20 protein-coding genes and 5 tRNA genes are annotated in these 19,102 nt (G+C 38.4%); 2 read left to right on the top strand and 23 right to left on the bottom strand.

Features of this window, described 5'->3' with window-relative positions; translation table 11 throughout:
* Window positions 1–52: 52 nt before the first annotated feature.
* The 23 genes from rpoB to EJ994_RS01540 form a co-directional block, all read right to left on the bottom strand.
* Complete coding sequence (gene rpoB, locus EJ994_RS01650; RefSeq protein ID WP_126590913.1) at window positions 53–3,862, bottom strand: DNA-directed RNA polymerase subunit beta; 3,810 nt, start codon at window positions 3,860–3,862, stop codon at window positions 53–55.
* 131 nt (window positions 3,863–3,993) lie between these two features.
* On the bottom strand, window positions 3,994–4,374 hold the full coding sequence (rplL, locus tag EJ994_RS01645; protein WP_099574509.1) for a 50S ribosomal protein L7/L12: 381 nt from the start codon (window positions 4,372–4,374) through the stop codon (window positions 3,994–3,996).
* 50 nt (window positions 4,375–4,424) lie between these two features.
* Window positions 4,425–4,940, bottom strand: coding sequence for a 50S ribosomal protein L10 (gene rplJ / locus EJ994_RS01640; protein WP_126590912.1), 516 nt, complete (start codon window positions 4,938–4,940; stop codon window positions 4,425–4,427).
* A 25-nt stretch (window positions 4,941–4,965) separates the two neighbouring features.
* The gene (gene rplA / locus EJ994_RS01635; protein ID WP_099574511.1) at window positions 4,966–5,655 is read right to left on the bottom strand and encodes a 50S ribosomal protein L1; all 690 of its coding nucleotides are present in this window, start codon (window positions 5,653–5,655) and stop codon (window positions 4,966–4,968) included.
* A gap of 19 nt (window positions 5,656–5,674) precedes the next feature.
* The gene (gene rplK / locus EJ994_RS01630) at window positions 5,675–6,112 is read right to left on the bottom strand and encodes a 50S ribosomal protein L11 (RefSeq protein ID WP_099574512.1); all 438 of its coding nucleotides are present in this window, start codon (window positions 6,110–6,112) and stop codon (window positions 5,675–5,677) included.
* A gap of 66 nt (window positions 6,113–6,178) precedes the next feature.
* The gene (gene nusG, locus EJ994_RS01625) at window positions 6,179–6,730 is read right to left on the bottom strand and encodes a transcription termination/antitermination protein NusG (protein WP_099574513.1); all 552 of its coding nucleotides are present in this window, start codon (window positions 6,728–6,730) and stop codon (window positions 6,179–6,181) included.
* A gap of 10 nt (window positions 6,731–6,740) precedes the next feature.
* Window positions 6,741–6,929, bottom strand: a complete 189-nt coding sequence (gene secE, locus EJ994_RS01620; RefSeq protein WP_126590911.1) for a preprotein translocase subunit SecE — start codon at window positions 6,927–6,929, stop codon at window positions 6,741–6,743.
* A gap of 130 nt (window positions 6,930–7,059) precedes the next feature.
* Window positions 7,060–7,132 (bottom strand) — tRNA-Trp (locus tag EJ994_RS01615).
* 78 nt (window positions 7,133–7,210) lie between these two features.
* Window positions 7,211–8,395: an elongation factor Tu gene (gene tuf, locus EJ994_RS01610; protein ID WP_099574515.1), complete on the bottom strand. Its 1,185-nt coding sequence runs from the start codon at window positions 8,393–8,395 to the stop codon at window positions 7,211–7,213.
* 55 nt (window positions 8,396–8,450) lie between these two features.
* Window positions 8,451–8,522 (bottom strand) — tRNA-Thr (locus EJ994_RS01605).
* 70 nt (window positions 8,523–8,592) lie between these two features.
* A tRNA-Gly gene (locus EJ994_RS01600) sits at window positions 8,593–8,665 on the bottom strand.
* 131 nt (window positions 8,666–8,796) lie between these two features.
* Window positions 8,797–8,878: transfer RNA gene (locus EJ994_RS01595), tRNA-Tyr, on the bottom strand.
* Between the two features lie 26 nt (window positions 8,879–8,904).
* Window positions 8,905–8,978, bottom strand: a tRNA-Thr gene (locus EJ994_RS01590).
* A 101-nt stretch (window positions 8,979–9,079) separates the two neighbouring features.
* Window positions 9,080–9,382: a ribosome hibernation-promoting factor, HPF/YfiA family gene (gene hpf / locus EJ994_RS01585; RefSeq protein WP_099574516.1), complete on the bottom strand. Its 303-nt coding sequence runs from the start codon at window positions 9,380–9,382 to the stop codon at window positions 9,080–9,082.
* Between the two features lie 50 nt (window positions 9,383–9,432).
* Window positions 9,433–10,323: a tyrosine-type recombinase/integrase gene (locus EJ994_RS01580; RefSeq protein ID WP_126590910.1), complete on the bottom strand. Its 891-nt coding sequence runs from the start codon at window positions 10,321–10,323 to the stop codon at window positions 9,433–9,435.
* A gap of 94 nt (window positions 10,324–10,417) precedes the next feature.
* The gene (rpsU, locus tag EJ994_RS01575; RefSeq protein WP_047244701.1) at window positions 10,418–10,612 is read right to left on the bottom strand and encodes a 30S ribosomal protein S21; all 195 of its coding nucleotides are present in this window, start codon (window positions 10,610–10,612) and stop codon (window positions 10,418–10,420) included.
* Window positions 10,613–11,193: 581 nt separating this feature from the next.
* Entirely contained in the window at window positions 11,194–12,363 is a 1,170-nt protein-coding gene (locus EJ994_RS01570; protein WP_126590909.1) for an acyl-CoA dehydrogenase family protein, read from the bottom strand.
* Between the two features lie 4 nt (window positions 12,364–12,367).
* Window positions 12,368–13,264 (bottom strand): ComEA family DNA-binding protein, encoded by an 897-nt coding sequence (locus EJ994_RS01565; protein ID WP_126590908.1) that lies wholly within the window; start codon window positions 13,262–13,264, stop codon window positions 12,368–12,370.
* Window positions 13,265–13,276: 12 nt separating this feature from the next.
* Window positions 13,277–14,887 (bottom strand): alanine/glycine:cation symporter family protein, encoded by a 1,611-nt coding sequence (locus EJ994_RS01560; protein ID WP_126590907.1) that lies wholly within the window; start codon window positions 14,885–14,887, stop codon window positions 13,277–13,279.
* Window positions 14,888–14,977: 90 nt separating this feature from the next.
* Window positions 14,978–15,985, bottom strand: coding sequence for a potassium channel family protein (locus EJ994_RS01555; protein ID WP_099574522.1), 1,008 nt, complete (start codon window positions 15,983–15,985; stop codon window positions 14,978–14,980).
* Window positions 15,986–15,987: 2 nt separating this feature from the next.
* Window positions 15,988–16,215, bottom strand: coding sequence for a PspC domain-containing protein (locus EJ994_RS17565; RefSeq protein ID WP_099574523.1), 228 nt, complete (start codon window positions 16,213–16,215; stop codon window positions 15,988–15,990).
* A gap of 9 nt (window positions 16,216–16,224) precedes the next feature.
* Entirely contained in the window at window positions 16,225–17,505 is a 1,281-nt protein-coding gene (locus EJ994_RS01545; RefSeq protein WP_126590906.1) for a DUF2851 family protein, read from the bottom strand.
* Window positions 17,506–17,562: 57 nt separating this feature from the next.
* Entirely contained in the window at window positions 17,563–17,874 is a 312-nt protein-coding gene (locus EJ994_RS01540) for a rhodanese-like domain-containing protein (protein WP_126593627.1), read from the bottom strand.
* 131 nt (window positions 17,875–18,005) lie between these two features.
* On the opposite strand from EJ994_RS01540, the gene EJ994_RS01535 reads away from it, so the two are divergent.
* Together EJ994_RS01535 and EJ994_RS01530 are read left to right on the top strand one after the other, a co-directional pair.
* Complete coding sequence (locus tag EJ994_RS01535) at window positions 18,006–18,452, top strand: MarR family winged helix-turn-helix transcriptional regulator (protein WP_099574526.1); 447 nt, start codon at window positions 18,006–18,008, stop codon at window positions 18,450–18,452.
* Between the two features lies 1 nt (window position 18,453).
* Window positions 18,454–19,086 (top strand): NAD(P)H-dependent oxidoreductase, encoded by a 633-nt coding sequence (locus tag EJ994_RS01530; protein ID WP_126590905.1) that lies wholly within the window; start codon window positions 18,454–18,456, stop codon window positions 19,084–19,086.
* Window positions 19,087–19,102 lie beyond the last annotated feature (16 nt).

The following is a 19,102-nucleotide window of genomic DNA, read 5'->3' as shown; positions in this document are numbered from 1 at the left end:
GTGCTGATAATGATTTTAATTCGTTTCTAAATAGCTTTTTACAACTATAAAATTATTCTTCCAGTCTAATATCCAAACCTAATCCCTTAAGCTCGTGCATTAATACATTAAAAGATTCTGGTAATCCAGGTTCCGGCATTGTCTCACCTTTTACGATAGACTCATACGTTTTAGCTCTACCGATAACATCATCCGACTTAACGGTCAATATCTCCCGTAACGTAGCTGAAGCTCCATAAGCCTCTAGTGCCCAAACTTCCATTTCTCCAAAACGTTGTCCTCCAAATTGTGCCTTACCACCTAATGGCTGCTGCGTAATTAGAGAGTATGGTCCAATAGATCTAGCGTGCATTTTATCATCTACCATATGCCCTAATTTCAGCATATAGATAACGCCTACGGTTGCAGGTTGATCAAAACGTTGCCCTGTACCACCATCATAAAGGTAGGTATGTCCAAATCTAGGTATTCCCGCCTCATCCGTAAATTCATTTATTTGATCTAGCGTGGCTCCATCGAAAATAGGCGTAGCATACTTTCTACCCAATTTAAGACCTGCCCAACCTAATACAGTTTCATAAATCTGCCCAATGTTCATACGAGATGGTACACCTAACGGATTTAATACTATATCGACAGGAGTTCCATCTTCCAAGAAAGGCATGTCCTCCTGACGTACTATCCTAGAAACAATACCCTTGTTACCATGACGACCCGCCATTTTATCGCCTACTTTTAGCTTACGCTTTTTGGCAATATAAACTTTAGCCAGCTTCATAATTCCCGCAGGTAACTCATCACCTACAGAAATAGTAAACTTATCTCTTCTCAAGTTTCCTTGAAGATCGTTGAGTTTTATCTTATAATTATGAAGTAAGTCTGCAACTGAAGCGTTGGTGTCCTTATCAGTAGTCCAACTTCCGCCCACAAGGTGTGCAAAGTCGTCAACTGAATTTAACATCTTCATCGTGTACTTCTTGCCCTTAGGTAAAACTTCCTCACCCAAATCGTTGATAACACCTTGAGAAGTCTTTCCATTCACTAAAGTGAATAATTTCTCGACCAACACATCTTTTAGCTCTTGGAACTTTACTTCATATTCCAATTCCAGTTTAGAGAGTTCTTCTTTATCTTCTGAACGCTTGCGCTTATCTTTTACCGATCTAGAGAACAATTTCTTCTCGATAACGACACCTCTTAACGATGGTGAAGCTTTTAGTGAAGCATCCTTAACATCTCCTGCTTTGTCACCGAAAATGGCACGAAGTAATTTTTCTTCCGGGGTTGGATCAGACTCTCCTTTTGGTGTAATCTTACCAATAAGAATATCCCCAGGCTTTACTTCGGCACCGATACGAATCATACCGTTTTCATCCAAATCCTTAGTCGCCTCTTCCGAAACATTGGGAATATCATGTGTAAGTTCTTCTGCACCTAGTTTTGTATCCCTTACTTCCAAAGAGTATTCATCCACATGGATTGAAGTGAAGATATCCTCACGAACAACTTTTTCAGAAATTACGATAGCATCTTCAAAGTTATAACCCTTCCAAGGCATAAATGCTACAGTAAGGTTTCTACCTAATGCCAATTCTCCCTTTTCCGTGGCATAACCTTCACAAAGAACTTGACCTTTTTTAACCTTATCACCTTTCTTAACGATTGGCTTTAGATTAATACTAGTCCCTTGGTTCGTTTTTCTAAATTTAACAAGTTGATACGTTTTAAAATCCTCTTCAAAACTGATCAGTCTTTCCGCATCAGACCTGTTATACTTTATGGTAATCTTCTCCGCATCTACATACTCGATTACACCATCCCCCTCTGCATTAATCAATACACGAGAGTCGGAAGCTACCTGTCTTTCCAAACCTGTACCTACGATAGGGGACTGTGGTTTTAATAAAGGCACGGCTTGGCGCATCATGTTAGAGCCCATCAACGCTCGGTTTGCATCATCATGCTCCAAGAAAGGAATTAGGGATGCAGATATTGAAGCTATTTGATTAGGAGCAACATCCGTGTAATTAATTTCAGATGGGTCTACGACAGGAAAATCTCCTTCTTCTCTAGCAATGACCTTTTCCGTATCTATTTGTCCATTATCCTTTAAAGGAATATTCGCCTGTGCGATTTTCATTCCTTCTTCTTCCTCAGCACTTAAATACACATAATTATCGATGTCTACTTTTGCTTTTTCTACCTTTCTGTAAGGCGTCTCCAGGAACCCCATTGGGTTCACTTTAGCAAAAACAGAAAGAGAGGAAATCAAACCAATGTTTGGTCCTTCCGGTGTTTCAATAGGACATAGACGACCGTAGTGTGTATAATGCACATCTCGCACCTCGAAACCAGCTCTTTCTCTTGAAAGTCCTCCAGGTCCTAATGCAGACAATCTTCTTTTGTGCGTAATCTCTGCCAATGGATTCGTCTGATCCATAAACTGAGACAACTGATTGGTCCCAAAGAATGAATTAATTACAGAAGACAAAGTCTTTGCATTAATTAAATCTATTGGGGTAAACACTTCATTATCACGAACGTTCATACGCTCACGAATGGTACGGGCCATACGTGCCAAACCAACACCGAATTGAGAAGATAATTGCTCTCCAACCGTTCTTACACGTCTATTAGAAAGGTGATCAATATCATCAATCTCGGCTTTAGAGTTAATCAACTCAATCAAATACTTAATTATGGTTATGATATCTTCTTTGGTCAAGACCTGCTTGTCCATTCCAATATCCAATTGTAATTTTTTATTCATTCTATAACGACCTACCTCACCCAAATTGTAACGTTGGTCAGAAAAGAATAATTTATCTATAATACCACGTGCCGTTTCCTCATCTGGCGGTTCAGCATTACGCAATTGTCTATAGATATGCTCAACAGCTTCTTTTTCCGAATTCGTTGGATCTTTCTGAAGCGTATTGTGAATAATAGCATAGTCAGATTGTGCATTGTTCTCTTTATGCAAAAGAACTGTCTTTACATCTGCGTCAATAATCTCTTGAATGTGGTCTTTTTCCAAAATTGTATCACGATCCAATACAATTTCGTTTCGTTCTATAGAAACCACTTCTCCCGTATCCTCGTCCACAAAATCCTCGTGCCAAGTGTTCAATACCCTTGCAGCGAGTTTACGACCCAATACTTTTTTAAGACCGGCATTTGAAACCTTTACTTCTTCTGAAAGGTCAAATATTTCTAGTATATCCTTATCGCGTTCAAAACCTATGGCCCTGAACAAGGTTGTTACCGGTAATTTTTTCTTTCTATCGATATAAGCATACATGACGCCATTAATATCGGTAGCAAATTCTATCCAAGAACCTTTAAAAGGTATTACCCTAGCAGAATATAATTTCGTTCCGTTAGCATGAAAAGACTGTCCAAAGAATACACCAGGAGAACGGTGTAACTGTGAAACAACAACACGCTCAGCACCATTGATGACAAATGTACCACTAGGAGTCATGTACGGAATAGTACCAAGGTAGACATCTTGAACTATCGTTTCAAAATCCTCATGCTCTGGATCCGTACAATAGAGTTTAAGCCTAGCTTTTAATGGAACGCTATAAGTAAGTCCACGCTCTATACATTCTTGAATTGAATATCTCGGTGGATCGATGAAGTAGTCTAAAAATTCCAATACGAACTGATTTCTTGTATCAGTTATCGGGAAATTTTCCATGAAGGTATTATACAAACCTTCATCCCCTCTTTGGTCGGATTTCGTTTCAAGTTGAAAAAAATCTTGAAATGATTTAATCTGAATGTCTAAGAAATCCGGGTAGTCTGGAGTTTTCTTAGCTGAGGCAAAATTAATTCTTTCAGTCTGATTTGTGAACATCTACGGACAGTGTTTTGATCGTGAGTACTAATGGGTGGCATATCTCTTCATATACCTAATTCTATAAAAAGGCTTAGGTCTAGCCGCAAAAAGCGAAAAGACCTAAACCAAAAGTGCTATGGTTGTTGCTACTATTTAAGCTCAACTTCTGCTCCTGCTTCTTCCAATGATTTTTTGATACCTTCTGCTTCGTCTTTAGAAACACCTTCTTTCACTGCTTTCGGTGCGCTATCAACGATATCTTTTGCATCTTTCAATCCAAGACCAGTTAATTCCTTAACCAATTTAACCACTGCTAGTTTAGAACCGCCAGCTGCTTTTAGGATTACATCAAATTCTGACTTTTCTTCAGCGGCTTCACCACCTTCAGCGGCACCACCTCCGGCGGCAACTGCTACAGCTGCTGCTGCAGGTTCGATACCATACTCATCTTTTAATATATCAGCTAACTCATTTACCTCTTTTACAGTAAGGTTAACCAATTGTTCTGCGAAATCTTTTAAATCTGCCATTTTCTATCGTTTAATAAAATTTTAAAATATACTTAGTTTATAGTGCGTACTTATCTTTCAGATAATGTTTTGAGGATTCCGGCAAGCTTACCACCACCAGATTTAAGTCCAGAAATAACATTCTTGGCAGGAGATTGTAATAATCCTATTATCTCACCAATCATTTCTTCTTTAGACTTAATGCTAACTAAAGCATCCAAATTTTCATCACCTATATAAATTGCTTCTTCTACGAATGCCCCTTTCAAAAGAGGTTTATCAGATTTCTTTCTGAAATTCTTAATAAGTTTTGCAGGAGCATTACCAACCTCGGAGAACATTAAGGAGGTATTCCCCTTTAGTGTTTCTGGAAGTTCGCCGAACTCTTTTTCAGAAGCCTCCATTGCCTTTGCAAGCAATGTATTCTTAACTACAGCTAATCGTATGTTCGATTTAAAACAAGCTCTTCTTAAATCAGAAGTTGTCCCTGCGTCCAATCCAGAGATATCCGCTAAATAAATAGTAGAACTCTCTCCCAACTGCGTCGTTAAATCCTGTATAACCGTTGCTTTTTCTTCTCTTGTCATAATTGAAATTTTTAACTAGCAGTGTTTAAACTGACTTAGGGTCTAATTGAACACTTGGACTCATAGTGCTAGACATGAAAATACTTTTCATGTAAACGCCTTTTGATGCTGTAGGTTTCATCTTATTTAAAGTCTCCAATAACTCCTTGGCGTTTCCTGCGATTTTATCCGCTGAAAAGGAAACCTTTCCAATGGCCGCATGGACAATACCTGTTTTATCAACTTTAAAATCGATTTTACCAGCTTTTACTTCTGTAACCGCTTTGGCCACATCCATAGTTACTGTACCTGTTTTTGGATTGGGCATTAAACCTCTTGGCCCTAAAACGCGACCTAAGGGACCTAATTTACCCATAACGCTGGGCATGGTGATGATAACATCAACATCGGTCCAACCGCCTTTAATTTTATCCAAATACTCATCTAAACCAACATAATCCGCACCCGCCTCTTGAGCTTCTGCTTCTTTATCCGGTGTCACTAAAGCCAAAACCTTAACATCTTTACCTGTTCCATGAGGAAGGGTAACCACCCCACGAACCATTTGATTTGCCTTTCGTGGGTCGACCCCTAAACGAACTGCTAAATCTACAGATGCATCAAATTTTGTATTAGTTATTTCTTTAATTAAAGCGGAAGCATCATCAACAGAATAAAGTTTGTCTTTTTCTATTTTAGCGTGCGCTTCTTTTTGCTTCTTTGTTAACTTTGCCATTTAATTGCTCTTTAAGATTTTAAAAAGGTCTTTTACCTGCTACTTTCATACCCATAGAACGTGCAGTCCCCGCAATCATACTCATTGCAGATTCTACCGTAAAGGCATTAAGATCAACCATCTTATCTTCGGCGATTGCCTTGATCTGATCCCAGGTTACACTCCCTAATTTTACTCTGTTAGGTTCGCCAGATCCTTTTTTAATCTTAGCTGCTTCCAATAGCTGAACTGCCGCTGGTGGTGTTTTAACGACAAAGTCGAAAGACTTGTCCTTATATACGGTGATAACAACTGGTAATACTTTACCCGGTTTATCCTGTGTACGAGCGTTGAACTGCTTACAGAATTCCATGATGTTAACACCGGCAGCACCTAAGGCGGGTCCAACCGGTGGCGATGGATTCGCTGCACCTCCCCTAACTTGTAGTTTAACTACTTTACCTACTTCTTTTGCCATTGTTTAAAATTAAATTGAAAGTGTGTCAATGGAAGCAACACAACTTTTAAATATGTAACAATTATCTTAAATCTTTTCTACTTGCATATAACTTAACTCTAATGGCGTTTTTCTACCGAAAATCTTCACCATTACCTCAAGTTTACGCTTCTCTTCGTTAATCTTTTCAACCGTACCGTTAAAACCGTTAAACGGTCCGTCTATAACCTTTACCGTTTCTCCGAAAACAAATGGTATGGCAACGCTATCTGTATTAACGGCCAACTCATCTACCTTACCTAACATTCTATTTACTTCTGATTTTCTAAGCGGCACCGGGTCACCCCCTTTAGTCTCGCCTAAGAAACCTATCACATTCGTTATAGAACGTATGATGTGAACCATCTCCCCTCCTAAATTGGCTTTCACCATTATATATCCAGGAAAATAGACTCTTTCTTTATTTATTTTCTTCCCGTTACGTATCTGAATTACTTTTTCCGTAGGGACCAACACATCTTCTAAATAATCCGCGAACCCGTGTCTTTCAACCTCACTCTCTATGTAGCCTTTGATTTTATTCTCTTGACCACTTACAGCTCTCACCACATACCACTTTTTTTCTAATACTTCTGACATAGGGCGATTATTAATTAAGAACGTTATTGAAATATAGTTTGATGATCTTACTAAATACAGTGTCCACACCCCAAGTTGCTAAAGCGAATAAAATTGAGAAGACCGCCACGATAACCATAAGGTTAGAGGATTCCGCTCTAGTAGGAAGTGTTACGTTATTCCTTAACTCCTCAACAGATTCTTTGATATATGTAAACATTCCTAATTATTTTTCAAGTTCAACAACTAAAAAGGATTTTTTAAACCCTGCCTTTGGTGCTGTAAGAGAGACTTCCTTGGGCTTCGCCTAGGATGTACTTCTCGTCTCACTCACATTGTTCCAAAATTCGCACGGGAGGAGAGACTCGAACTCCCGACACCTGGTTTTGGAGACCAGTGCTCTACCAACTGAGCTACACCCGTTTATATTTACATCGAAAGGTATCCGCCAATGGCGGACACCCTTTTGATGTAACACTATTTTAAACTATTCTTAAAAGACTATAAAATCTTTGTAACCTGACCAGCACCAACGGTTCTACCACCTTCTCGGATCGCAAAACGTAAACCTTCGCTAAGTGCGATTGGCTGAATCAATTCTACAGTAATAGTTAAGTTATCTCCAGGCATAACCATTTCAACTCCACTAGGAAGAGAAATGTTTCCTGTTACATCCGTTGTTCTTACGTAGAACTGTGGACGGTAATTATTATGGAATGGTGTGTGACGACCACCTTCTTCTTTTTTCAAGATATAAACCTCAGCTTCAAATTTATCATGTGGCTTAACGGAACCTGGCTTACAGATAACCATACCACGGCTAATTTGAGACTTTTCAATACCTCTTAACAAGATACCTACGTTATCTCCAGCCTCACCTCTATCCAATATCTTACGGAACATTTCAACACCAGTAATGGTAGAAGCTAATTTCTCAGCACCCATACCAATGATATCAACAGCATCACCAGTATTTGCGATACCAGTCTCAATACGACCAGTTGCAACCGTACCACGACCTGTAATCGTAAATACATCCTCAACAGGCATTAAGAAATCCTTATCAACATCTCTTTTTGGAAGTTCGATCCATTCATCAACAGCTGTCATAAGCTCCATAACGGTATCAACCCATTTTTGCTCACCGTTCAAGGCACCTAATGCAGAACCGGCTATAACAGGCCCATTATCACCATCATACTCATAGAAAGAAAGCAATTCTCTAACTTCCATTTCCACTAGCTCAATAAGCTCCTCATCATCTACCATATCCACCTTGTTCATGAATACAACAATTCTAGGAATACCAACCTGGCGTCCTAAAAGGATGTGCTCACGTGTTTGTGGCATAGGACCGTCCGTTGCTGCAACAACCAAGATAGCACCGTCCATCTGAGCGGCACCAGTAACCATGTTCTTTACGTAATCCGCGTGACCAGGACAATCAACGTGTGCATAATGACGATTAGCCGTAGAATACTCAACGTGAGAAGTATTTATTGTTATACCTCTTTCTTTTTCCTCAGGTGCGTTATCGATAGAATCGAAACTTCTAAGTTCTGATAATCCTGCGTTAGCCAATACTGTAGTAATAGCTGCAGTCAATGTAGTTTTACCGTGATCTACGTGTCCAATGGTACCAATATTTAAGTGCGGTTTGGAACGATCGAAAGTTTCCTTTGCCATGTTTATTAAATTTTAATCTTAGTTTATATTAGTGTACAAATTTATACCTTAATTGAGCCAATGACGAGATTTGAACTCGTGACCTCTTCCTTACCAAGGAAACGCTCTACCCCTGAGCTACACCGGCGTAAAGTGTTGAACCTACTTTTCATAGTAGATTCCTGCCTTCGCAGGAATGACTTTCGTCAAAAATATAGAGCGGGAGACCGGGTTCGAACCGGCGACATTCAGCTTGGAAGGCTGACGCTCTACCAACTGAGCTACTCCCGCTTATAATTTCAATATATGAATACTATTTTTAAGTTAAAGTGGGGAGAGCAGTCCCGACGCTTCGGGAGAACCTTCAAAAGATTCAATTTCCGAACGGGAACAATCACCACCTTTTTCCTTTTGAGAAAAAGTGGGGAGAGCAGGATTCGAACCTGCGAAGACGTAGTCAGCAGATTTACAGTCTGCCCTCGTTGGCCGCTTGAGTATCTCCCCTTTAACCAGTATTTTAAGAACGTATGAGCCGATGGAGGGACTCGAACCCACGACCTGCTGATTACAAATCAGCTGCTCTAGCCAGCTGAGCTACATCGGCAATTTTATACCTTTTAAAGCATAAAAAAGTCCGCTATTTCTAACGGACTGCAAATGTATTGATTTATTTGATTATTCAAAATAAAATATCAAAAATTTTCTTCATGTTTGTAAACGTAATTTTTGCTTTCGTTTTATCAACTTTCTTTCTAATGAGTTACAGGCAGAATCCACAGCTTCTTCAAAGGACTTGCATTGTTTTTTTACCATGTATTTATCCCGGGGTATGTTAAGTTTTATCTCAACTACCTTATTCTCCTTTGCACTTGTATTCTCTACCTTTAGATAAACGTCCGAGCTAATTACTTTGTCATAAAAAGTCTCTAGCTTATCAAGACGATTTTGCAAGAAGTTTATCAGTTTTACGTCTGCATTAAAATTTACCGATTGTGTGTTTACTTTCATAAGCTGAAAATTTAAACCCTTAATATACCGGGCACGTTAAACGAATACTATTATTTGCCTCCCCGAGGATGAGCCGTAGCATGTACTTTTTTTAACTCTGCTATACTGTTGTGCGTATAAACCTGTGTTGAAGCCAAACTTGAGTGACCCAATAATTCCTTGACAGCGTTTAAATCCGCCCCCTTGTTCAACAAATGGGTCGCAAAGGTATGCCTAAGAATATGTGGACTCTGCTTTACCTTAGAGGAAACCTCTCTAAAATACTTATTTATTATCCTATAAACAAGGGTCTCATATATTTTATTTCCAGATTTGGACAAGAAAATAAATTGGGGGTCATTGATTTCTGCCAACTTAGACCGCTCGGCCTCATAGGACAAAAAATAGTCTCTTGTTTCGGTAAGCATGGGAATGATTCGTTCCTTGTTTCTTTTCCCAAGAACCTTAATCGTCTTACGTTCCAGATCAAGGTCCGTCAATTTTAGATTGATAAGCTCCGCCCTTCTCATACCCGTTGTATAGAGTATATTAATTATAAGATTATCCCTTTTTCCTTCAAAAGTCTCAGGGTATATAATCTTGGACAAGACCGATTCCATTTCCGTTTCCGAAAAAGGTATCTCGATTTTTTTCGAAGTTTTAAGCGCTTTATGTTTCGCCAACGGACTTGAAGCGATCTCCCCTATCTTCTGTAGAAACTTATAATAGGCTTTGAGTGATGCCAATTTTCTATTAATGGACCGGTTAGACAAACCGGCTTCAGATAACGCAACTACCCAACTCCTGATTATTGAATAGGGTATTTCTTCAATTTGCACTATTTCAAACTCAGATTCACAAAAGGAAGTGAACGTTTCAATATCGGATCGATATGCATTCGCAGTATGTGAAGAGTAGTTCTTTTCTAAAGTGATATAGGAAATAAATTTATCCAGAGCCATACCCAAAGTTACCAAAGTCTTTGATTGACCAACCTACTAAAAACAAAAAATCCCGTTTTACAACGGGATTATAGTATTTCAAATAGATAAAAGCCTAAATTTCTTCTTGATCTCTGAGACCTTGAATGTACTGTGCTTTTTGTATCTGCGCTCTGCGCTCTACAGAAGGTTTCGTGAACTGCTGCCTTTTACGCAACTGTCTCATTGTACCTGTCTTATCGAACTTTCGCTTAAAGCGCTTTAAAGCTCTATCTATGTTTTCTCCTTCTTTTACCGGTATTATTAACATGGGCTACAACCTCCTTTCTTTAGTGATTAAGGGCGCAAATATATAAACTTATTTAGAATTAACAACCCAATTTCAGAAATAACTATAACTTATTTAAGAGCTTACTGATTACAAGTATCAATCTATTGCTCAAGGCTTGCTCAAAGACCCTCTTACAATTAGTCAGCAGAAGCCAAGCTACTTCGTATATGGCTAGTTTTTCAAATATCGGGGTTCGATTTTCGCCAAACCGCAATTGAATTCAGTTCGTAGCAGGTTTGTAGTCCTTTTTGTCAATTACCATTTTGGCGAATCGGGGTTCCATTTTCGCCAAACCGCAATTGAATTCAGTTTGTAGCAGGTTTGTAGTCCTTCTTGTCAATTACTATTTTGGCGAATCGAGGTTCGATTTTCGCCAAACCGTAATTGAATTCAGTTCGTAGCAGGTTTGTAGTCCTTCTTGTCAATTACTATTTTGGCGAATCGGGGTTCGATTTTCGCCAAACCGTAATTGAATTCAGTTCGTAGCAGGTTTGTAGTCTTTTTTGTCAATTACCATTTTGGCGAATCGGGGTTCGATTTTCGCCAAACCGTAATTGAATTCAGTTCGTAGCAGGTTTGTAGTCTTTTTTGTCAATTACCATTTTGGCGATAATTTCCCTTAAAATTTCAGAAGTGCCACCACCAATAGGCCCAAGTCTACTATCTCTAAATAATCTAGCCATAGGATAATCCTCTACGTAGCCGTAACCCCCTAAGAACTGTAAGCACTCATAGGCGACCTCATCCGCAATTTTAGTCGATTTCAATTTAGAAATAGTCGCTTCCTTTACTACATATTCACCTTTGTCCAGCCTGTAGGCCACGGAGTAGTTGTACTCTTTACACATATCAATATCCGCATAAAGATCCGCGATACGATGGCGCAACGCTTGAAAAGTATTTATCCGTTTTCCAAAAGCTTCTCTTTCTGACATGTATTGCAATGCATATTCCAGCGCAAATTCTGATCTTGCGTGTGCATTAATCCCCATTATTAAACGCTCCAGAGCAAAATGCTCCATAATGTAGGAGAAACCCTTGTTCTCCTCTCCCATTAGATTTGAAGCGGGCACTATAACATTGTCAAAAGCAAGCTCTGCGGTATCCGATGCTCGCCAACCTAATTTATTCAGTTTATTGGCAGTAACACCTTTACTCTGTCTATCCACAACAAAAATACTGATACCCTTATTCCCCAAAGTCGGATCTGTTTTTGCCGCTACGATCATGTAATCTGCATAGACACCGTTTGTGATAAAAGTCTTTGAGCCATTGAGGATATAAGAATCGCCCTTTTTAACGGCCGTACTGCGCATACCTGCCACGTCACTGCCTCCAAATGGCTCTGTAACACATAAACAGCCCACCATTTTACCTGCTACACTTGGTTCTAGATATTTTTTCTTAATAGCTTCATCTGCCTCTTTATTGAGATGGGTCATCGCCAAATAGGTATGTGCCCAAATAGCTGCCGCAAAACCACCCGAGTTTATTTTTTGAAGCTCTTCCAATAAAATTACGGTATAGAACAAGTCTACATCTAAACCCCCATCTTTCTCCGGAGTAGCCAGACCAAAATAGCCCATCTCTCCAAACTTCTCCCAAATGAACTTATCTATAGTACCGGTTTCTTCCCATTTATCTATGTGGGGAACTACTTCTTTTTGCAAAAAATCTTTGAGACTTTGTCGAAATAATTGATGTTCTTCAGTGAAGTACATACTTTGCATAGCATTATTTTTTGAGGGACAAATATAGGGCAATTCTCTGAACTTTATTAGCCGGAAAATCCTCGATTCTTGACAATTCGTCAAAGGAATTGATACTTCCGTTGATATCCCTATAGTCGACGATACGTTGCGCAACACTTCGCGATATATAGACCAGTTTGGCCAGTTCTTCAACGGACGCCGAATTAACGGGGATTTTATCGATATCCGGTGGATTTTGAACCTCAAAAATCTCAAATGCCCTGTCCACTACATCCGTTTCAAGACCATAAACATCATATAATTGTTCCCTTACCAAAAAACCTCCAAGTCTATCTCTGAATTTAATAATCCTTGCGGAGAGTTTTTCACCAATACCATTAATTTTTCTAAGCTCCAGTGCCGTTGCGCTGTTCAAATCCTTTTTAATAATTTTTTGAATCGGCACGACCGGATTACTTGATTTATTTTGAAACGATTTCTTATTGTTCTGATATGATTTCCCTTGAGTTACCCAATCAGGGAATTTGAAATAAGGAGAAATTTGGTGTAATAACGAGTCTGATACCAATGTTACTTTTTGAAACTCCTCTTTAGTGTTTACAAATTTTTTGGTTGCCCTAAATTGATGTAAACGGTCAATTTCTTCCAAGGACATCCCCAAAGTGTATCCCTTGTAATCTGTAATAAAATTTGGGTTAAAGGGATACAAGGTTATCGAATCTTTTTCAAGTTGATTCTTTTTAAGTTCGTCTATCTCCGCTTGGGTTTTAGCATCAGGAACTAACAAAGAATCCCCGTTAGCATTAGATTTATCAATAAAGAAACGAATTACCTGAACAGCTACTAAAATTAACAGCAAAAATAAAATCCCACTTCGTTCCTGTTTACTGAACTTAAAGTGGGATTTAAAATTTTTCAATTTATCGCTTAATTAGTACACCTTTTTTATGGCATCAATATACCTGCTAAGACTCTTCTTCACCTTAGGGAAAAGGATAAGTAAGCCTATCATATTAGGAAAAACCAAGGCAAGAATCATTGCATCAGAAAACTTGATGACCGCGTCTAACGTTGCGGCAGCTCCAATCACAACAAATAATAAGAACATTACTTTATAAACGATATCAGCTGTTTTACCTCTACCAAAAAGATATTTCCAGGATTGAAGTCCGTAATAAGACCATGATATCATTGTAGAAAAAGCAAACAATATAATCGCAATCGTCAAGACATATCTAAACCCGGGAATAACGGAGTCATAGGCCATTGAGGTTAAATCTACACCACCAACGTATGCTCCGGTATCATTAAGCAACACCGTACTACCTACACCGTTGCCGTAATCAAAAGCACCGGCATCCATGTTAAAGAATATGATCACTAAGGCAGTCATGGTACAAATAACAACGGTATCTATAAAAGGCTCTAATAAAGCAACGATTCCTTCACTTGCAGGGTATCTTGTTTTAACGGCAGAATGCGCAATAGCGGCAGAACCCGCGCCCGCTTCATTGGAAAAGGCAGCTCTTTGAAAACCGACAATAATTACACCTACAATACCACCAATCGCGGCGTCTGGAGCAAAAGCGCCGGCGAAAATCATACCAAAAGCATCTCCTATATATTTGATATTCGCAAAGATGATAACCAAGGAAGCCAATACATAAATACCGGCCATAAATGGCACTATTTTCTCGGTTACACTGGCAATTTTCTTAATTCCACCAATGATAACGATACCCACTAGAATAGCAAGAATTACACCGATGATAACTCCCGTGGCACCTCCTTCTAAGTTTAACATGGTAGTAAGTTGTACTGCCGCTTGGTTGGATTGAAATGCATTACCACCACCAAAAGAAGCACCAACACATAAGATTGCAAAAATGGCCGCAAGAACTTTTCCTAAAATCTTGAAATTATTCTCACTTAAACCTTTGGACAAGTAATACATAGGACCTCCGTATACGGTTCCGTCCGGACCAACATCGCGGTATTTAACTCCAAGCGTACATTCTACGAACTTGGTAGACATACCGATCAAACCACAAACTATCATCCAAAAGGTGGCTCCCGGTCCGCCTAATGCGATGGCTACCGCGACACCTGCAATATTACCTAGACCAACTGTTCCAGAAACAGCTGTGGCCAATGCTTGGAAATGACTCACTTCACCCTCTTCACTCTCATCCCTAATAGTATCGGGGATATCGCCATCCTCCGTCATGTGCATTTCTACCTTCTCGAGACCATATTTTTCAATCTCTTCATATTTACCTCTAACGACATTAATGGCTAAAGGAAATTTGGTAATCCCGGGAAATTTAAAATAGATGGTAAAAAAGGTAGCACCCAAAATAAGAAGTATCAATACAATAGGAATATCATATCCTGCAATAGGGATAGATGTTAAGACCGTGTTTTCCCACCATGTCGCAAAAGGCATAAAGGCATCGTTCACTATTTCATCTAACCCCTTCTCTTGTGAAAAAGTGATAAATGGAACTAATAGGGTAAGAAAAGTTAGAAGTCTATACTTCATAATTTTTGGTTTTTTTAGTAATTAATTAGTTTGTAAGTCTGGCAATATCTTAAAAATAATGTATGGAATCAAATATATCTTCAAAAGATACTAGGCTATGTGAAACATCTCGTTCAATCTTTTAATCTGTTCGGGCCTACCTAGAACAATTACTTTACTTTTTGGTTGCAATTTTAAATCTGCCTCAGGGTTAATGATATACTCACCATCGGGAGCAATATAACCTATAATGGTACAACCCGTCTTCTTACGCAAATCCAAATCCCTCAACGAATTACAATCTACCTGATCTGCGAAATCCTCTATGGCCACTTCCTCCAAATTAGTGGTGTCCCCACCTTCCATAGAAAGTTTGTCCATGAAGGTTATTAAATCTGGCATTACGACCAAAGAGGCCATATGATCACCACCTATCTTATCTGGCATAATTACTTTATTCGCTCCGGCCAAGACCAATTTTTTTTGAGAATTCACTAAGGATGCCCGGCTTATAATGAACAACTTTTCATTGAGTTGTCTGGCAGATAATACGACAAACAAGTTGGTGGCATCGTCCGGTAAGGCGGTGATTAAAAATCGTGCCCTGGTTATTCCTGCCTCCAGCAGAACCTCATCATCATTTGCATCGCCCTCTATGAAAAGAATTTCGGCATCATGCTTATCTATGAGTTCCCTGTCTTTTTCTATAACGACAAATGGTGTTTTGTAAGCTTTTAAACGTTCTGCGGACTGCATTCCGTTACGGCCAAATCCACATACCACAACATGGTCAGATAGTTTTTCAATGGTATTTTTCACTCTTTTCTTTTTTAAAAGTTCTAAGGAATTTCTACTTAAAATATACTCCGTGATAACCGATATTGCAAAACCTACTATAAATACACTGGTGATAATAAGTAAAACGGTAAATATCTTGCCCTCTGGCCCCATTGGGCGTACCTCAGAAAAACCTACTGTGGTTACCGTAATTATGGTCATGTAGAAAGCGTCTATCCAAGAATAATCAGAAATAAAGCGGTATCCCAGTACCCCAAAAAAGAGTACCAGTAGCATTAGAACCAACGCTATATATATTTTTGAACGGAATAATTTAATCATAATTACAAATCAAAAACAGAGGTCCTCTTTGTATACACCAAATCTTTTATCTTAAGCCAAAAGGCCAAAAAAAGATAAAGCGCAAAACCAAATCCTAGGGTTACGAACGTAAGGTAAATAAATGAAGTACGAACAACACGGGCGCGAATACCTAAACGTTCTGCAATTCTCCTACAAACCTCAAAACCTCTCTTTTGAAGGTAATGCAACAAATTATATAAGGCATTCATTAGTTAAATTTAATGCTTTAAAGTTAATAACTCCGTGCCAACGGCACATTGTAGACAATTGTTTTTTTCGCAATAATTATTGTAGAGCTCAAGCAGCGCCTGTGTATCTTTTGCACTTTTTACAGTAACTCCTAAATCTAAAAAAATTTGCACGATTGAGTTACCTTCTTTGTCTATGCGTTCTATGCTCTTTGTAAAGGAATCCGACAAGGGAATTCCATTATGCTTTTGATAGCAGAATTTTAAAGGCATTACCGTATTGATTATTAAAAGATCAATAAACTTTTTTGAAATTTTCTTTACCCGATTATTCGAAGTTTTTCCAAACGTATAATGTGTATCCCAATAAATACTTGCCTTAACATTGAACAGCTCATAGAGATCCCTTCCCTCCAATTGCATCAAATCCTGAAATAGTTGATTGTTCGAAGCATACAAAGCTGCAAACTGGGAGATTCTTATCGTAGGGAAATTGAGCGGTCTTAATTTGAAGAATTCTGCTTTTTTTGATATTTCTGCTGATAGTTCGTATTTATGGACTAAAAAGTCAAAGGACTGCTTAAGTTCCTTTTGATAGGGCTCCATTTCGTTTTCATTGATAAGCAATCCCGCTAGTCCAAAAAGTAAACTTTCTAGCTCATGGGGCTTGTTGTAAAGTTTGCGAACTATTGAAAAATCTAAGTTCTCGGCTATTTCAAAGAAATGAGTCCCATTTATTTTAGACCCGAAATTCTTAAATAGAAGTACAAAAAGTACTTTTTCCCAATCGTTCTTTGAATCCTCTAAAAGTTTAGAGATTACGAGGGACTTTTTTTCCAACCTTTCAAAATATAATCTTTCCAACCAATTATGAATAGTAAAATCAGAAACCGCATTTATACCATATTGGCAGTTAATTGTTCTATTCTTGGTTCCTTCAAATAACCTCTTATAGTTGACCAATAACTCGTTCGGAATATAATTACGGAGCTCAAGGGTGGGTATTTCAGATCCATCTGCCCTAAAGACCGCAATATCATCTTCCCAGACCACATGGAGAATAACATTATTATAATTAGCGTCTTTTTCATGGTTATGGGCGTACCAATCTGAAGATTTTATATGAATTTCTACATTACCGGCCCAAAGTTGCCCATCAATTTCCACACTGGCATTGAAGAAGTCCGGACCGCTTAACTTATTATGTACGCCAGCGGATTTAATTAAAACGGTGTTCCCGGATGTTGTCCTTAACCCGGCATTTGGATATTTTTTATACTTCCATATAAAGTGAAGAAGGTCTTCTTTCATTGGTTAAAATTAAAAAACCTGCTTTACGGCAGGTTCTATAATTTGATTAATTTTTAGCTATTCCTGAATATCACCTTCCCAGTTCATAAAACCACCTTCAAGATTATACGTGTTTTCAAAACCAATACTGTTCATGATAGCGCAGGCCTGTCCGCTCCGGTTTCCTGATCTGCAATACACATAATAATTTTTTGACTTGTCCAGTTTTTCCAATTGGTTCATAAACTCTTGCCCCAAATAGATATCAATATTTTCAGCTTTAGGAATTATTCCATCCTCTAACTCCTCTTCGGTCCTAACGTCCAAGATAAAGGCATTAGAATCCTTCTCCAATTTGGATGCCCATTCTTCTTGTGATAAATCTGCCATAATTGTTTTTTTCAAAAATAAATGATTTTGATGAAAATCCCTTCCTTAATTTTTTAACAAAAATTTAATTAATCCAACGTTTAAACACGGAATATTACATATACATTTGTATATACAACTATTGTAAGTACATGAATGTAGAGGAGGTCATAAAAACGAAAACAGAGATTCCGTTAAAAAAGCGGACGCTTATTCACCTTTCCCTGGTTCAGAACAAAGTGAACGACCAAATTTCCTGCTTTCTTAAACCTTTTGAAATCTCTTTACAACAGTTCAACGTACTAAGAATATTAAGAGGTCAGAAAGGGAAACCAGCTAACCTATCCACCATAAACGAGCGTATGGTAACCAAAATGAGTAATACCACACGCTTAGTAGATAAACTTATTTTAAAGGGATATGTAATTAGAAGCGTTTGCCAACACAATCGTAGAAAAGTTGAAATAAAGATAACTACTGAAGGTCTAAATTTCCTAAATGAAATTGATGGCATGTTATTTGAAAAGGAAGAACAAATTCTAAATAACTTTTCTGAATCAGAACTAGAACAATTAAATAGATTATTAGATAAATTTTAAAATGAACAACACCTTAGAAAATAGAAAATGGCGTTATGCCACCAAAAAATTTGATAGCTCAAAAAAGATTTCAGATGAAAATCTAGAAATACTACTAGAAGCCACACAGCTTAGCGCTTCTTCCTATGGCCTGCAACCCTATCATGTTTTCGTTATTACAGATGCAGCTATAAGAGAACAATTAAAACCTGTTTCCTGGGGACAATCTCAAATTACGGATGCCTCTCACCTACTTGTATTTGCAAATCAATCCGATTTTGGTGGAGAATTGGTCGATGATTATTTAAAAAATGTATCGGAAACCCGCAATATCCCGAGTGAAGAGCTGAAAGCCTACGGTGAATTCGCAAAATCCAAATTATTGGATCTGCCTTCATCTTCTAAAGAAACTTGGACCGCAAAACAGGCTTACATTGCTTTGGGAAATGTAATGCAAGCGGCGGCAGAATTAAAAATCGATACCTGCCCTATGGAAGGGTTCGATGCCGAGGCTTACAATAAAATTCTAAATCTTAACGGTAAAAACCTGAACACGGCTGTTGTGCTCCCTATAGGATACCGATCAGCAGAAGACGAAACCCAGCATTATGCAAAGGTCCGCAAATCAAAACAAACTTTATTTACACATATATAATTTAAACAGACACAAT

This window comes from Maribacter sp. MJ134 (genome assembly GCF_003970695.1).
Lineage (GTDB): Bacteria > Bacteroidota > Bacteroidia > Flavobacteriales > Flavobacteriaceae > Maribacter.
The sequence above is the reverse complement of the archived record's forward strand: the minus strand, read 5'-3'. Positions and strand labels throughout refer to the sequence as shown.

Coding starts and splice junctions, on each gene's coding strand:
- rpoB (WP_126590913.1), bottom strand. CDS start 3,862: ATGTTCACAAATCAGACTGAAAGAATTAATTTTGCCTCAGCTAAGAAA.
- rplL (WP_099574509.1), bottom strand. CDS start 4,374: ATGGCAGATTTAAAAGATTTCGCAGAACAATTGGTTAACCTTACTGTA.
- rplJ (WP_126590912.1), bottom strand. CDS start 4,940: ATGACAAGAGAAGAAAAAGCAACGGTTATACAGGATTTAACGACGCAG.
- rplA (WP_099574511.1), bottom strand. CDS start 5,655: ATGGCAAAGTTAACAAAGAAGCAAAAAGAAGCGCACGCTAAAATAGAA.
- rplK (WP_099574512.1), bottom strand. CDS start 6,112: ATGGCAAAAGAAGTAGGTAAAGTAGTTAAACTACAAGTTAGGGGAGGT.
- nusG (WP_099574513.1), bottom strand. CDS start 6,730: ATGTCAGAAGTATTAGAAAAAAAGTGGTATGTGGTGAGAGCTGTAAGT.
- secE (WP_126590911.1), bottom strand. CDS start 6,929: ATGTTTACATATATCAAAGAATCTGTTGAGGAGTTAAGGAATAACGTA.
- tuf (WP_099574515.1), bottom strand. CDS start 8,395: ATGGCAAAGGAAACTTTCGATCGTTCCAAACCGCACTTAAATATTGGT.
- hpf (WP_099574516.1), bottom strand. CDS start 9,382: ATGAAAGTAAACACACAATCGGTAAATTTTAATGCAGACGTAAAACTG.
- EJ994_RS01580 (WP_126590910.1), bottom strand. CDS start 10,323: ATGGCTCTGGATAAATTTATTTCCTATATCACTTTAGAAAAGAACTAC.
- rpsU (WP_047244701.1), bottom strand. CDS start 10,612: ATGTTAATAATACCGGTAAAAGAAGGAGAAAACATAGATAGAGCTTTA.
- EJ994_RS01570 (WP_126590909.1), bottom strand. CDS start 12,363: ATGCAAAGTATGTACTTCACTGAAGAACATCAATTATTTCGACAAAGT.
- EJ994_RS01560 (WP_126590907.1), bottom strand. CDS start 14,887: ATGAAGTATAGACTTCTAACTTTTCTTACCCTATTAGTTCCATTTATC.
- EJ994_RS01555 (WP_099574522.1), bottom strand. CDS start 15,985: ATGATTAAATTATTCCGTTCAAAAATATATATAGCGTTGGTTCTAATG.
- EJ994_RS17565 (WP_099574523.1), bottom strand. CDS start 16,215: ATGAATGCCTTATATAATTTGTTGCATTACCTTCAAAAGAGAGGTTTT.
- EJ994_RS01545 (WP_126590906.1), bottom strand. CDS start 17,505: ATGAAAGAAGACCTTCTTCACTTTATATGGAAGTATAAAAAATATCCA.
- EJ994_RS01540 (WP_126593627.1), bottom strand. CDS start 17,874: ATGGCAGATTTATCACAAGAAGAATGGGCATCCAAATTGGAGAAGGAT.
- EJ994_RS01535 (WP_099574526.1), top strand. CDS start 18,006: ATGAATGTAGAGGAGGTCATAAAAACGAAAACAGAGATTCCGTTAAAA.
- EJ994_RS01530 (WP_126590905.1), top strand. CDS start 18,454: ATGAACAACACCTTAGAAAATAGAAAATGGCGTTATGCCACCAAAAAA.